Source organism: Paraburkholderia sp. GAS334, assembly GCF_050436625.1.
GTDB lineage: Bacteria > Pseudomonadota > Gammaproteobacteria > Burkholderiales > Burkholderiaceae > Paraburkholderia.
Map to the genome: position 1 here is coordinate 195,562 of NZ_JBNDMO010000002.1, position 12,820 is coordinate 208,381.

10 protein-coding genes are annotated in these 12,820 nt (G+C 63.7%); 3 read left to right on the forward strand and 7 right to left on the reverse strand.

The genetic code is table 11. The annotated features are described in order from the left end of the window. The first annotated feature begins 140 nt into the window (after positions 1-140). The 3 genes from dacB (at position 141) to P3T21_RS04280 (ending at position 4,230) form a co-directional block, all read left to right on the forward strand. A complete protein-coding gene (dacB, locus tag P3T21_RS04270; protein ID WP_429254686.1) occupies positions 141-1,841 on the forward strand; it encodes a D-alanyl-D-alanine carboxypeptidase/D-alanyl-D-alanine endopeptidase in 1,701 nt (566 codons plus the stop codon). Between the two features lie 175 nt (positions 1,842-2,016). Further along, positions 2,017-2,964: a sterol desaturase family protein gene (locus P3T21_RS04275; protein WP_429254687.1), complete on the forward strand. Its 948-nt coding sequence runs from the start codon at positions 2,017-2,019 to the stop codon at positions 2,962-2,964. A gap of 81 nt (positions 2,965-3,045) precedes the next feature. Beyond that, a complete protein-coding gene (locus P3T21_RS04280; RefSeq protein WP_429254688.1) occupies positions 3,046-4,230 on the forward strand; it encodes an SGNH/GDSL hydrolase family protein in 1,185 nt (394 codons plus the stop codon). A gap of 186 nt (positions 4,231-4,416) precedes the next feature. Here the strand turns inward: P3T21_RS04280 and P3T21_RS04285 are convergent, their stop codons facing one another. The 7 genes from P3T21_RS04285 to P3T21_RS04315 form a co-directional block, all read right to left on the reverse strand. Then, complete coding sequence (locus tag P3T21_RS04285; RefSeq protein ID WP_429254689.1) at positions 4,417-5,466, reverse strand: L-threonylcarbamoyladenylate synthase; 1,050 nt, start codon at positions 5,464-5,466, stop codon at positions 4,417-4,419. A gap of 13 nt (positions 5,467-5,479) precedes the next feature. Further along, on the reverse strand, positions 5,480-6,676 hold the full coding sequence (locus tag P3T21_RS04290; protein WP_429254690.1) for a 5-(carboxyamino)imidazole ribonucleotide synthase: 1,197 nt from the start codon (positions 6,674-6,676) through the stop codon (positions 5,480-5,482). Positions 6,677-6,763: 87 nt separating this feature from the next. Then, positions 6,764-7,282, reverse strand: a complete 519-nt coding sequence (purE, locus tag P3T21_RS04295; RefSeq protein WP_429254691.1) for a 5-(carboxyamino)imidazole ribonucleotide mutase — start codon at positions 7,280-7,282, stop codon at positions 6,764-6,766. 43 nt (positions 7,283-7,325) lie between these two features. After that, complete coding sequence (locus P3T21_RS04300) at positions 7,326-8,216, reverse strand: phosphoribosylaminoimidazolesuccinocarboxamide synthase (RefSeq protein ID WP_429254692.1); 891 nt, start codon at positions 8,214-8,216, stop codon at positions 7,326-7,328. 156 nt (positions 8,217-8,372) lie between these two features. After that, entirely contained in the window at positions 8,373-9,437 is a 1,065-nt protein-coding gene (fba, locus tag P3T21_RS04305) for a class II fructose-bisphosphate aldolase (protein WP_429254693.1), read from the reverse strand. A gap of 177 nt (positions 9,438-9,614) precedes the next feature. Beyond that, complete coding sequence (pyk, locus tag P3T21_RS04310; RefSeq protein WP_429254694.1) at positions 9,615-11,051, reverse strand: pyruvate kinase; 1,437 nt, start codon at positions 11,049-11,051, stop codon at positions 9,615-9,617. 382 nt (positions 11,052-11,433) lie between these two features. Further along, positions 11,434-12,627 carry a phosphoglycerate kinase gene (locus tag P3T21_RS04315; RefSeq protein ID WP_429254695.1) on the reverse strand — a complete coding sequence of 398 codons (1,194 nt, stop codon included), beginning with the start codon at positions 12,625-12,627 and terminating at the stop codon, positions 11,434-11,436. Between the last annotated feature and the right edge of the window lie 193 nt (positions 12,628-12,820).

A 12,820-nucleotide genomic window follows, 5' to 3' on the forward strand; every position in this document is an offset into this window, starting at 1 on the left:
ATGCCTGCGTTTTCGCGCAGCGTCACGGGTTATCTCTACAATGAGCGCTTTTGCGTGACGCCGCGTGGCTTTCAGTCTGATTGCCCGGCCGCCCCGCGCAACGCGCAGCCCCACCAGGCCCTGATCTCCCGCCCGCTCGCATGACGACCGCTTTTCTTTCCGCCGTTGCGCGCAGCCTCACGCTGCGCCGTGTTTTATCCGATCGTGCTGCTACGTCGTGGCGCCAGGCCGAGGCGGATGGCGCGCTGGCTTCCGGTTTCCGTGCCGCGCCGCGTACGCATATCCCACTCGCGGCCCGCGTGCCTTTTGCAGGCGTCGTTGCGCTTGCGCTCACGCTCGCCTTTATTGCGACGCCCGCACCGGCCTACGCACGCACGAAGGCGAAGAACCCCGCCGTCAACGTCACTACGGTGCTGCCGGCGTCCGTCATGGCAGGACTCGCGCGCGCGCACGTGCCGCTTTCGTCGGTGAGCGTGGTTGTCGAGAAAATCGGCGACCGTACGCCGATCCTCGCGCTCAACGCAGGCAAACCGATGATGCCCGCTTCGACGATGAAGCTCGTCACGACCTACGCCGGCCTGTCGATACTCGGCCCGGATTATCGCTGGCGCACGAGTGCCTTCGCCGACGGCACCGTCGACGGCAACGGCGTACTGCACGGCAATCTCTACATCCAGGGCACGGGCGACCCGAAGCTCGTGCCAGAAGAACTGATCGACCTCGTGCAGAAGATCCACACGTCAGGCATCAAGGGCATCGACGGCGCACTTGTGCTCGACAAGCGTTTCTTCGACGCATCGACACGCGATCTCCCGCCATTCGATGACGACACCACCGCGCCGTACAACGTCGGCCCCGATCCGCTGCTGTACGCGTTCAAATCGCTGTCGTTCTCGCTGACACCTTCGCCCGACGGCACCGTCGCCATCGACGTGTTGCCCGCGCTCGCGCAACTGCAGATCGACAACCAGCTTCGCGCGACGAACGGCCCGTGCCGCGGCAACCTGACCGCCGTCACACCCACGGTGACGCCGATGCAGAACGGCACCGTGTCGGCCTCGTTCAGCGGCGACTATCCGGTGCGCTGCGGCGACCGTACGGTCAACGTCGCCGTGCTCGATCACACGGCATTCTTCGCGGGCGGCTTCCTCGCGCTATGGCAGCAAAGCGGCGGCACGTTCACGGGCACGACCCGCGAAGGGCCGGTGCCCGCCACCGCCAGACCGGTCGCCGTTCACCAGGGGCCAGCGCTCTCGGACATCGTTCGCGACATCAACAAGTTCAGCAACAACACGATGGCGCGCAACCTGTTCCTGACGATCGGCGCCGTGATCAGCAAGCCGCCCGCGACGCCGGAAAAATCAGTCGACGCCATCGATACCTTCATGCATCGCAGCGGCCTGCCCACCGAATATCTGCAGCTCGAAAACGGCTCAGGTCTCTCACGGGATGAGCATATCCCGGCTGTCTCGCTAGCGGACCTCCTCCAGTCGGCTAACGCGAGTCCTGTTGCGCAGGTGTTCGTCGAATCGCTGCCGATCGCCGGCGTCGACGGCACGATGCGCAACCGGCTGACGTCGCAGCCCGTCAACGGCAACGCGCACATCAAGACCGGCACGTTGCGCGACGTGCGCGCGATCGCGGGCTACGTGGCGTCTGCGGATGGCGTGAGTTACGTCGTCGTGAGCTTCATCAACGATCCGCACGCCGAAGCCGCGCGTGCCGCGCATGACGCGCTTCTCGAATGGATCTATAAGGGGCCGTCGATGCCGATGTCGGATATTTCTGACGCACCACGTGCAAAGCCCAGGAAAAACCCGCATCCGCGCGGCGGGCATTGAAGGATTCTTCTACGGAAGCCATTCGTGACGCGTGCATGTAGCGTGTACGCTGTCGGACAACGTCCAGGATGCAGCTTCAAACAATCGCATGAGGACCCACATCGTGCGCCGCCCGGCGCCGCGCGATGCAATCAAACGACAACGACAGGTACAGGGGACGAGGAGGAAGACGACCATGCAATTCGATGCTGAATTGCTTCTGCTCGCCATGGCGCCCGTGTTTCTCGCATGCATCGGCTGGGAGGCGTGGCACCTCCATCGCACGCGTCCGGAAGCCGGCATCTACAGCTGGCGGGACACGCTGTGCAACGCCGCGCTCGCGCTGCTTCAGCAGGCCGCGGACAAGCTCGCATGGCCCGCGATCATTCCCGTCTACGCGTTTTTCTACGACCACTACCGCCTCTTCACGTGGCAGGCAGGCTGGGCGTCGTTTGTCGTGCTGTTCGTCGCTCAGGATTTTTTCTACTACGTCTTTCATCGATGCAGCCATCGCGTGCGCTGGCTGTGGGCCGCGCACGTCGTGCATCACTCGTCGGAGCGCATGAATTTTTCCACCGCCTTCCGGCAAAGCCTGATGTATCCGGTCGCGGGCATGTGGCTTTTCTGGGCGCCGCTTGCGGTACTCGGTTTTCCGCCGACACAGATCGTCGCGATCGTGCTGATCAATCTCGGTTTTCAGTTTTTCGTCCACACGCAGCTGTTCGGTCAGCTCCGGTGGCTCGGATACGTGTTCAACACGCCGTCGATGCATCGCGTTCATCACGCGCGCAACGACCGTTATATCGATCGCAACTACGCGGGCGTGCTGTCGGTCTGGGATCGTCTGTTCGGCAGTTATGTCGACGAGGATCCGGTCGATGCGCCGGTGTACGGCATCGTCGAGCCGCTTCACACCTTCAACCCGCTGAAGGCGACGTTTCATGAGTGGGGTTCGATGTTCGCCGATGCAGCGCGCGTGTCGGGATGGCGCAACAGGCTGCGCGCGCTGTTCGCCCCGCCCGCGTGGGCCGCGGCCTTTCACGCGCAGATGTCGGGTATGAATGATGCGAGCGATGCTGGCAGTCGCCGGCGAGGAGACGCGATCGTGTTTCGCACAGCGCACGATGAAAGAGAAAATCTGTAAGCACCCGTCACGCCGTCGAAACGGCGGACGCTGCCTGCATCACATGGCATAAGGCCAGACACACGAGGAGATGAAGTCAACATGAAGCACAACGGAATCGGACACCGGGGATTGGTGCGGGTCGCGCAGTGCGCGATCGCAGGCGCAGCGTTTGCGTTGCTCGCCGCCTGTGGCGGCGGTAGCGATAACAACAACGCGAGCAGCACGCCGCCGGGCGGAGTGAAGCTGCAGGTGGTGTCGTTTGGGGACAGCCTGTCGGACGTGGGTACGTATGCGCCGGTGGTTACGGCGAGTTTTGGTGGCGGGCGATTTACGACCAATCCGGGTGAGATCTGGACCCAGAAGGTTGCCGAATACTATGGGGATACGTTGACGGCGGCGAATCAGGGTGGTTTCGGCCAGCCGCTGGTCGCGACGAGCGGGCTAGGCTATGCCCAGGGTGGATCACGCGTCGGGACCCAGCCGGGTATCGGCTTTGCGAGCCCGCCGCTGCCCCCTTACGCGCAACTGACCACAGTGCCGATCGTCGATCAGGTCAATCAATACATCACGCAACACGGCACGTTCAATTCGAACCAGCTGGTGCTGATCAACGGTGGTGCCAACGACATTTTCTACTGGGCAACGGTCATCCAGAAAACTGCCGCAGCCGTCCAGGCTGGCACGGCCCCGCCTTCGGCACTGGCGGCGGCACAGGCGCAAGCGACTACCGGTATGACCACGGCAGCAACGCAGTTCGTCGGGGCAGTTCAGCTGATCCTTTCAAAGGGCGCGGCGCATGTCGTCGTATCGGACGTGCCTGATATCAAACTGACGCCCGAAGGTGTTCAGGGCGGCGCAACCGCTCAGGGGCTGTTCGATTCACTCGTCGTGCCCTACAACAACGCGCTGAAACAGTATTTGAGCAACGTCCCGCAGGTCATCTATGTGAGCGCGTATGCGTGGCTGGACCAGTCACTGGCCAACTACCAGTCGCTGGGCTTCACGGTATCCAACACCGATACGGGGTGCGCGCTGGCGAAGATGGTGCAGTCGGCAACCACCTATGCCCAGCAGAACCCGAGCGTGCTGGCACCGGGCCAGACCGCAAGCGACTTCGGCACCTCGTTTGGCTCGTCGCTGTTCTGCTCACCGCAAACCTACACGGTGGCCGGCGCGGATCAGACGTACATGTTCGCGGATCAGGTCCATCCGTCCACGCACCTGCATGCGCTCTTCGCCCAGACCGTCGAGCAGGCGATCGCCCAGCACGGCATTGGGAAGTAAGCTGATGTGGCTGGATTAGCGATCGGCTCGTGTGCTGATCAGCGATGCCCGGTTCGGTTGAGCCGGGCATTTTTTATTACGTTGGCTGGATGGCGTTGCGCGATCCAGTGGATGGCGTGACCACGCCGGCTGCATACACCTGTCGGGCTCTCCGCAAGCGGAGTCCTTCCTCGCGTACGCCTGCGTCTACGCCTGGCCCTGCGCCTCAAACGCCGCCGCCGCCCGTCCCAATCGGTCATTCACCGCGATCCACTCGATCGTATCAGGTAGCTTCTCGATCAGGATGCGCGTCACGTTGGCACGATCGAGCGCACGCAGCAGGCTGTACAACTCGCGTGCGTAGACATGCGGATCTTCCGGCGCCGCGACGAAATACACCCCGTCGGCGTCAGCCCATTCTCCCGCGCGCGAAACGCGTGCCACTAACGCGACACGCTCGTCCGACAGACGCGCTTCCAGCATCGGCTCCAGCGCCTCGAACGGCAGCAGCGCGAGCGGTGTACGCGGCGCGTAATGCGCCTTCAGTGTGCCCGACGCGCGCGGCGCCGTGGCGTCCGAGCCATCCGGCAGGCGCGGCATCTCGCCCAGCACGTCGGCGATATCCTGCGGCGTAACGCGCCCCGGACGCAGCAACGCCGGAAATCCGCGCGACAGATCCACAATCGTCGATTCGATCCCGACCTCCGACGACCCGCCGTCGAGCACATGAATCGAATCGCCAAATTCCTCACGCACATGCTGCGCGGTCGTCGGGCTCACGTGACCAAACCGGTTCGCCGACGGCGCAGCGACGCCGCCATGCCCGCCACGCAGCGCGCTGAACGCAGTGAGCAACGCCTGCGCGACAGGATGCGAGGGACAACGCAACCCGACCGAATCCTGTCCGCCGCTCACGGCGGACGGAATATGCGCGGCACGCTTCAAAATCAGCGTAAGCGGACCGGGCCAGAACGCATCGATGAGCCGTTGCGCCTCGGAAGGCAGATGCTCGACCCAATAGCCCGGATCGCCGCCCGGCGCGAGGTGGACGATCACCGGATGATTCGCCGGCCGGCCCTTCGCGGCATAGATGCGCGCGACCGCATCCGCGCTTTCAGCATCGCCGCCAAGCCCGTAGACGGTCTCGGTCGGAAATGCGACCAGTTCGCCTGCGTCGAGCAGCGCCGCCGCCTTCGCGATGTCCGCCTCGCCGACTGGGAGCGCGCCTCGATCCCGCGATTTCGGTTGTTCCGGCATCGTGTCAGCCGTCTCAGCTCTTGAGGATGTGCAAGAGACGCGCACAGTCACGCGCCGCCGTGCGCGCTTCCTCGAGCGTCGCGGCGGTAAAGTTCACGTGGCCCATCTTGCGGCCCGGTCGCGCCTCTTCCTTGCCATATAAATGCAGCCGCGCCGAGTGCATCGCCGCCACTTCGTGCCATGGCGGGGTGACCGCCGCGCGCTTCGGGCCGTCCTTGAACCAGACGTCGCCGAGGATATTCAGCATCACCGCCGGCGAGTGCTGGCGCGTATCGCCAAGCGGCATACCCGTCATCGCGCGAACCTGCTGCTCGAACTGGCTGGTCGCGCACGCATCGACGGTGTAGTGACCGGAATTGTGCGGACGCGGCGCCATCTCGTTGGCGACCAGCGAGCCGTCTTCCAGAATGAAGAATTCGACGCACAACACGCCGACGTACTCCAGCTTCGCGGCGATCTGCATCGCCGCCTGCTGCGCCTGCTCCACGAGCGACGCGCTCGCATCCGGCGCCGGCACGATCGTGTGCGACAGCACGCCGTCGCGATGCGTGTTCTGCGCGAGCGGGTACACCGCCGACGTACCGTTCGCGCCACGCGCAATCAGCGCCGAGACCTCGAACTTCAATGGCAGACGCTTTTCCAGCACGCACGCCACACCGCCCAGCGACGCATGCGCCTCGCGGACCTCCACGGCGTTGCGCACGCGGATCTGGCCTTTGCCGTCGTAACCGAGTCGCGCCGTTTTGAGAATGCCGGGCAACACCGCTTCGAGCTTCGCGTCGTCGATCGCTTCAAGCGCTGCGGACGATTCGATCACCACATGAGGCGCAACCGCCACGCCCGACGCTGCAATAAAGCACTTTTCAGCGATACGGTCCTGCGCGATCGCCACGCATCGTCCAGCCGGACTGACGAACGTATAACGCGCGAGGAAATCGAGGCTCGCGGCGGGCACGTTCTCGAACTCCGTCGAAACGGCCGCGCACAACCGCGCGAGTTCGGTAAGCGACGCTTCGTCGTCGTAAGCCGCGCGCAGATGGCGGTCGGCGACGGCGCCCGCCGGACTGTTTTCGTCCGGATCGAGCACGGCGACGCGATAACCCATCGCCTGCGCGGCAAAGCAGAACATGCGGCCAAGCTGGCCGCCACCGACCATGCCCAGCCATGCGCCAGGCAGAATCGGTGAAACCGGAGTGTTGTCTGAATTCATCTCAGTGGTCGGCAGCGGCCGCAGCGCAGGCAGCCAGGAAGTCTGATGCGCAACGGCCGGGGTCAGGCAGGAAACATCGGTTCGCGCTTACAGCGCGGGCAATACCATCGCATGTGCAGCTTCGTTCTGACGTACACGGAACGCAGCAAGCCGGTTCGCGTACTCCGTAGACGTCACGCTCAAAATCGATACGGCAAACAGCGCCGCATTCGCGGCACCGGCTTCGCCAATCGCAAACGTCGCGACGGGCACGCCCTTCGGCATCTGGACAATCGAATGCAGTGAATCGACACCCTTCAGATACTTGCTCGCCACCGGCACGCCAAGCACCGGCACCGTCGTCTTGGCGGCCAGCATGCCGGGCAGATGCGCGGCACCGCCCGCACCCGCGATGATCGCGCACAGGCCGCGCTCGCGCGCGCGCTCCGCGTACTCGAACATCTCGTCGGGCATGCGGTGCGCCGAGACGACTTTCGCTTCGTAGGGCACGCCAAACTCCTGCAGGAGTGCCACGGCGTGTTTCATGATGTCCCAGTCGGAACTGGAGCCCATCAGCACGCCAACGAGTGGCGCGGGATGCGTGTGGGCAGTCTGTGCTTCGCTCATCTTACGAACTTCCTTATCGGGCGGCTTCAGTGACCGAGGCGTCTTAAGCGAGCTTCTGCCCGGTCAGGCGTTCGAGCGCTTCCTGATACTTTTCGCCCGTCTTCGTGACGACGTCGTCGGGCAGCTTCGGTGCGGGCGGCTCTTTCTTCCACGGCTGGGTTTCGAGCCAGTCGCGCACGAACTGCTTGTCGAACGACGGCGGATTCGTGCCGACCTGGTATTGATCCGCCGGCCAGAAACGCGACGAATCGGCGGTCAGTGCTTCGTCCATCAGATACAGCCTGCCGTGATTGTCCAGGCCGAATTCGAACTTGGTGTCCGCGATGATGATGCCGCGCGTGGCTGCGAACTCAGCCGCTTCCTGGTACAGCCTGATCGAGATGTCGCGGATCGTGGCCGACAGTTCGGTGCCGATGCGGCGTTCCATCTCGTTGTACGTGATGTTCTCGTCGTGGTGGCCCATTTCGGCCTTGGCTGCCGGCGTGAAAATCGGCTCGGGCAGCTTCTGCGCGTTCTGCAGACCCGGCGGCAGTTCCACGCCGCAGACGGAACCCGTTGCTTGATAGTCTTTCCAGCCGCTGCCGGCCAGATAACCGCGCACCACCGCTTCCACCAGAATCGGCTCCAGACGCTTCACGACCACTGCGCGGCCCTTCACCTGCTCCACTTCATCCGCCGCCACGACCGTTTCCGGCTCGACGCCCGTCAGGTGATTCGGGACGATGTGCTTCAGCTTGTCGAACCAGAAGTTGGCCATCTGGTTCAGCACGCGACCCTTGTTGGGAATCGGCTCGCCCATGATGACGTCGAACGCCGACAGACGGTCGGTCGTGACGATCAGCAACTGGTCGTTGCCCACCGCGTAGTTGTCGCGGACCTTGCCGCGGCCGAGCAGCGGCAGCGAGCGGAGCGTGGATTCGTAAAGGGTAGACATCGTCGTAGTTCGCTAGAAATGAGGCAAAAAGTAAGACCGGAACAAAAGGGAAACGCCGTTCCCCAGATCATGCGGGAACGGCGGTCTGACAACAACCTGGCCGGATGGCTAGCCGCTTCGCCAGCCCGGTGACCAGGTCAGTGCTGGGCAAAGAGCCTAGCGGACAACCTGCTTGAGGTCACCCGATTTGTACTTCTCCGCCATTTTATCGAGCGAGAGCGGCTTGATCTTCGAAGCCTGGCCTTCGCAGCCGAACGCAATGTAGCGGTCCACGCACACCTTCTTCGCGGCTTCACGCGCCGGCTTCAGGTAATCGCGCGGGTCGAACTTCGACGGATTTTCCGCCATCGCGCGACGGATCGCACCGGTGATCGCGAGACGCAAGTCCGTATCGATATTGATCTTGCGCACGCCATTACGGATGCCTTCCTGGATCTCTTCGACCGGCACGCCGTAGGTTTCCTTCATGTCGCCGCCGAATTCGCGGATTTCCGCGAGCAGTTCCTGCGGCACCGACGACGAACCGTGCATCACCAGGTGCGTATTCGGAATGCGCTGGTGAATTTCCTTGATGCGCTGAATCGACAGGATATCGCCCGTCGGCTTCTTCGTGAACTTGTACGCGCCGTGCGACGTACCGATCGCGATGGCCAGCGCATCGCACTGCGTGAGCTTCACGAAATCCGCCGCCTGTTCGACGTCGGTCAGCAACTGTTCGCGGGTCATCGTGCCTTCCGCGCCGTGGCCGTCTTCCTTGTCGCCCTTCATCGTTTCCAGCGAACCGAGCACGCCCAGTTCGGCTTCGACGGTCACGCCGATCGAGTGCGCCATTTCCACGACCTTGCGCGACACGTCGACATTGTATTCATACGACGCCACTGACTTGCCGTCCGCCTCCAGCGAGCCGTCCATCATCACGCTCGTAAAACCGCTGCGCATCGCCGCCATACACACCGCCGGCGACTGCCCGTGATCCTGGTGCATCACAACCGGAATATGCGGATACGACTCGATTGCCGCTTCGATCAGATGGCGCAGGAACGGCTCACCGGCATACTTCCGGGCGCCGGCCGACGCCTGCATGATGACGGGCGCGCCGACCTGATCCGCCGCCGCCATGATCGCCTGCACCTGTTCCAGGTTATTCACGTTGAATGCCGGGAGGCCATAGCCGTTTTCGGCGGCATGGTCCAGCAATTGACGCATTGATACGAGAGGCATGGTGAAACTCCTTAGATTGAAACGAAACCTGTGCCGTCGGCATCTAATTTTTACGATTTTATCGCGAAGCAAGCCGCAATCCCGTGCGTGCCTTCCCTGAGCGTCTCTCAGGGGCGCGCCGCCTCTCCCGGGAACACGGCCTGCCCGCCGTGCCGATCGTGCAAAAATCCAGTCTGATCAGTACGGTTCACCCACCCGCACGATTTTCAGCGTGTTCGTTCCGCCGGCCTGACCCATCGGCTCGCCGACCGTCAGCACCACCATATCGCCGTGCGACGCATAGCCCTTGCCGACCACCGCCTCAAGCGCCTGCGCGAGCGCCGTGTCGCGGTCGGTGTTGGTGTCGAGGTGCAGCGACGTCACGTTGCGGTACAGCGCCATCGCGCGCTCGCTGCCGGTACGCGGCGTGAGCGCGAAAATCGGCACGTGCGTCCAGTGACGCGACATCCACAGTGCGGTCGAACCCGATTCGGTCAACGCCACGATCGCCTTCGCGCCGAGATGATAGGCGGTGAAGAGCGCGCCCATCGCGATCGACTGGTCGATCCGCGTAAACGTGCGATCGAGGAAGTCCTTGTCCAGTTCCGACTGTTCCGACTTTTCCGCCTCGAGGCAGATCGCGGCCATCGTTTCGATGGTCTGCACCGGATACTTGCCCGCCGCCGATTCCGCCGACAGCATCACCGCATCGGTGCCGTCGAGCACGGCGTTCGCGACGTCCGACACTTCGGCGCGCGTCGGTACCGGGGCGTGGATCATCGATTCCATCATCTGCGTGGCGGTGATGACGAACTTGTTCGAATCACGCGCCATACGGATCATGCGCTTTTGCAGCGCCGGGACTGCGGCATTCCCCACTTCCACAGCCAGATCGCCGCGCGCGACCATGATGCCGTCCGAAGCGTCGAGGATGCCCTGCAGCGCCGGAATGGCTTCGGCGCGCTCGATCTTCGCGATCATCTTCGGCTTGATGCCGTAAGGCGCGCCCGCGATGTTGGCCAGCTGGCGGGCCATTTCCATGTCGGTCGCGTTCTTCGGGAACGATACCGCGACGAAATCCGCGCCCAGGGACATCGCCGTCTTGATGTCTTCCATGTCCTTTTCGGTCAGCGCCGGCGCCGTGAGGCCGCCACCCTGGCGGTTGATGCCCTTGTTGTTGGACAGCTCGCCGCCGACCTTCACCGTGGTGTGAATCTCGGTGCCGAGCACGCGCGTGACGTTCAGGACGATCAGGCCGTCGTTCAGGAGCAGCACGTCGCCTGGTTTCAGGTCGCGCGGCAGATCCTTGTAGTCGAGGCCGACGCGATCGTCATTACCGAGTTCGCAGGCTGAATCGAGGATGAATGAATTGCCGGCGATCAGCGTCGTCTTGCCGTTTTCGAACTTGCCGACGCGGATCTTCGGGCCTTGCAGGTCAGCCATGATGGCGACTTCGCGGCCAGCCTGGCGCGCGGCTTCGCGGACGAACTCAGCGCGTTGGCGATGGTCGTCGGCAGTGCCGTGCGAGAAGTTGAGCCGCACCACATCGCAGCCGGCCTGAATCATTTGCAGCAGGATTTCCTGGGTACTGGAAGCCGGGCCGATGGTGGCGACAATCTTGGTGGCGCGATGCATGAGTCTCCTCGTCTGGATAGGTTCGCTGGATTGAGCGCTGCGAGTCGGATTCGGTGGCGTTGCCGGGTGAGCGGCTGCCTGGGGTTGCGCGCTGGCTTGGGCCTGCGTCGCTTTGTTTGATGTGTGCAGAGCAGCTTTGGCCGGTGCTGCAGTGTCTGGAGCCTGCGCGCCGGACTGGACCGGCGCTGCGTGATCGGGTGTGACGGGCGTTGCCGGCACGGGGGTTTGCTGCGCCAATGCTGCATCGTCCTGAGCCGCCAGGGTGGTTACGCCGGCTGGCGCCGGCGCCGCCTTGCCGGGGCGCGCGCTGCGCTCCCCTGCGGCTGTCGCGCGCGACGTGGGCCGCGCCTTGGCTGATTTCGTCGGGGAGCGCGTCACCACGTTATGCCCGCGATTCCAGGATTTCGACGGCGGGCAGTTTCTTGCCTTCGAGGAATTCGAGGAAGGCGCCGCCGCCCGTCGAGATGTAGCTGACCTTGTCGTGGATGCCGTATTTGGCGATTGCCGCGAGCGTGTCGCCGCCACCGGCAATCGAGAACGCCGGCGACTTTGCGATCGCGTCAGCCAGTGTTTTCGTGCCGTTGCCGAACTGGTCGAATTCGAACACGCCGACCGGGCCGTTCCATACGATCGTGCCGGCTTTTTCCAGTTGCGCGGCCAGTGCCTTCGCGGTGTCCGGGCCGATATCTAGGATCAGGTCATCGTCCGCTACGTCAGCGACGGCCTTCACTTCGGCCTTTGCCGTCGGCGAGAATTCCTTCGCGGTGACGACGTCCGTCGGGATCGGCACCGATGCGCCGCGGGCCTTGGCGGCGTCGATGATCGCCTTCGCTTCCTTCACCAGATCGGCTTCGGCAAGCGACTTGCCGATCTTCAGGCCAGCGGCCAGCATGAACGTGTTAGCAATGCCGCCGCCGACGATCAGCTGGTCGACCTTGCCGGCCAGCGAATCGAGAATGGTGAGCTTCGTCGACACCTTCGAGCCGGCGACGATCGCCACCAGCGGACGCTTTGGCGCGCCGAGCGCCTTGCCGAGCGCGTCGAGTTCGGCGGCCAGCAGCGGACCCGCGCAGGCGACCGGGGCGTACTTCGCGATGCCGTAGGTGGTGGCTTCGGCGCGGTGCGCGGTGCCGAATGCGTCGTTAACATAGACGTCGCACAGCTTCGCCATTTTCTGCGCGAGTTCGTCGGAATTCTTCTTTTCGCCCTTGTTGACGCGGCAGTTCTCGAGCAGCACGACCTGGCCGGGCGCGACGTTCACGCCGTTTTCGACCCAGTTCGCGACGAGCGGCACATCACGGCCAAGCAGTTCGGCGAGGCGCTTTGCGACCGGCGCGAGCGAGTCTTCCGGCTTCAGTTCGCCTTCAGTCGGACGGCCGAGGTGCGAGGTGACCATGACGGCCGCGCCAGCGTCGAGCGCATCCTTGATGGCAGGCACCGAGGCGCGGATACGGGTGTCTTCGGTGATATTGCCGTGATCGTCCTGCGGCACGTTCAGATCGGCGCGAATGAACACGCGTTTGCCGGCGAGCTTGCCTTCGGCGATCAGATCGGTGAGACGCTTCACTTGGGTCATGGTGTCAGGATGCAGTTGATTGGAAGGCGGTGACGGACAGCGCGCGCTACCTGCAAAACAGGCGGAACAGGCGCCGGCGGCATCGGCCGCGGCTTCGCGCAGTGATCCGGAAGAGAGCTATTTTAACCGATACCCATGACGTTCTTACCCGCGCGGCCGCGAATGTCCAGCATTTGAGCGCAGGCGAAAGCAT

Excerpts from the sequence above, each read along its gene's own strand:
- P3T21_RS04290 (WP_429254690.1), bottom strand. The coding sequence starts at position 6,676 with ATGAATTCAGACAACACTCCGGTTTCACCGATTCTGCCTGGCGCATGG.
- P3T21_RS04275 (WP_429254687.1), top strand. The coding sequence starts at position 2,017 with ATGCAATTCGATGCTGAATTGCTTCTGCTCGCCATGGCGCCCGTGTTT.
- purE (WP_429254691.1), bottom strand. The coding sequence starts at position 7,282 with ATGAGCGAAGCACAGACTGCCCACACGCATCCCGCGCCACTCGTTGGC.
- dacB (WP_429254686.1), top strand. The coding sequence starts at position 141 with ATGACGACCGCTTTTCTTTCCGCCGTTGCGCGCAGCCTCACGCTGCGC.
- P3T21_RS04300 (WP_429254692.1), bottom strand. The coding sequence starts at position 8,216 with ATGTCTACCCTTTACGAATCCACGCTCCGCTCGCTGCCGCTGCTCGGC.
- pyk (WP_429254694.1), bottom strand. The coding sequence starts at position 11,051 with ATGCATCGCGCCACCAAGATTGTCGCCACCATCGGCCCGGCTTCCAGT.
- P3T21_RS04280 (WP_429254688.1), top strand. The coding sequence starts at position 3,046 with ATGAAGCACAACGGAATCGGACACCGGGGATTGGTGCGGGTCGCGCAG.
- P3T21_RS04285 (WP_429254689.1), bottom strand. The coding sequence starts at position 5,466 with ATGCCGGAACAACCGAAATCGCGGGATCGAGGCGCGCTCCCAGTCGGC.
- fba (WP_429254693.1), bottom strand. The coding sequence starts at position 9,437 with ATGCCTCTCGTATCAATGCGTCAATTGCTGGACCATGCCGCCGAAAAC.
- P3T21_RS04315 (WP_429254695.1), bottom strand. The coding sequence starts at position 12,627 with ATGACCCAAGTGAAGCGTCTCACCGATCTGATCGCCGAAGGCAAGCTC.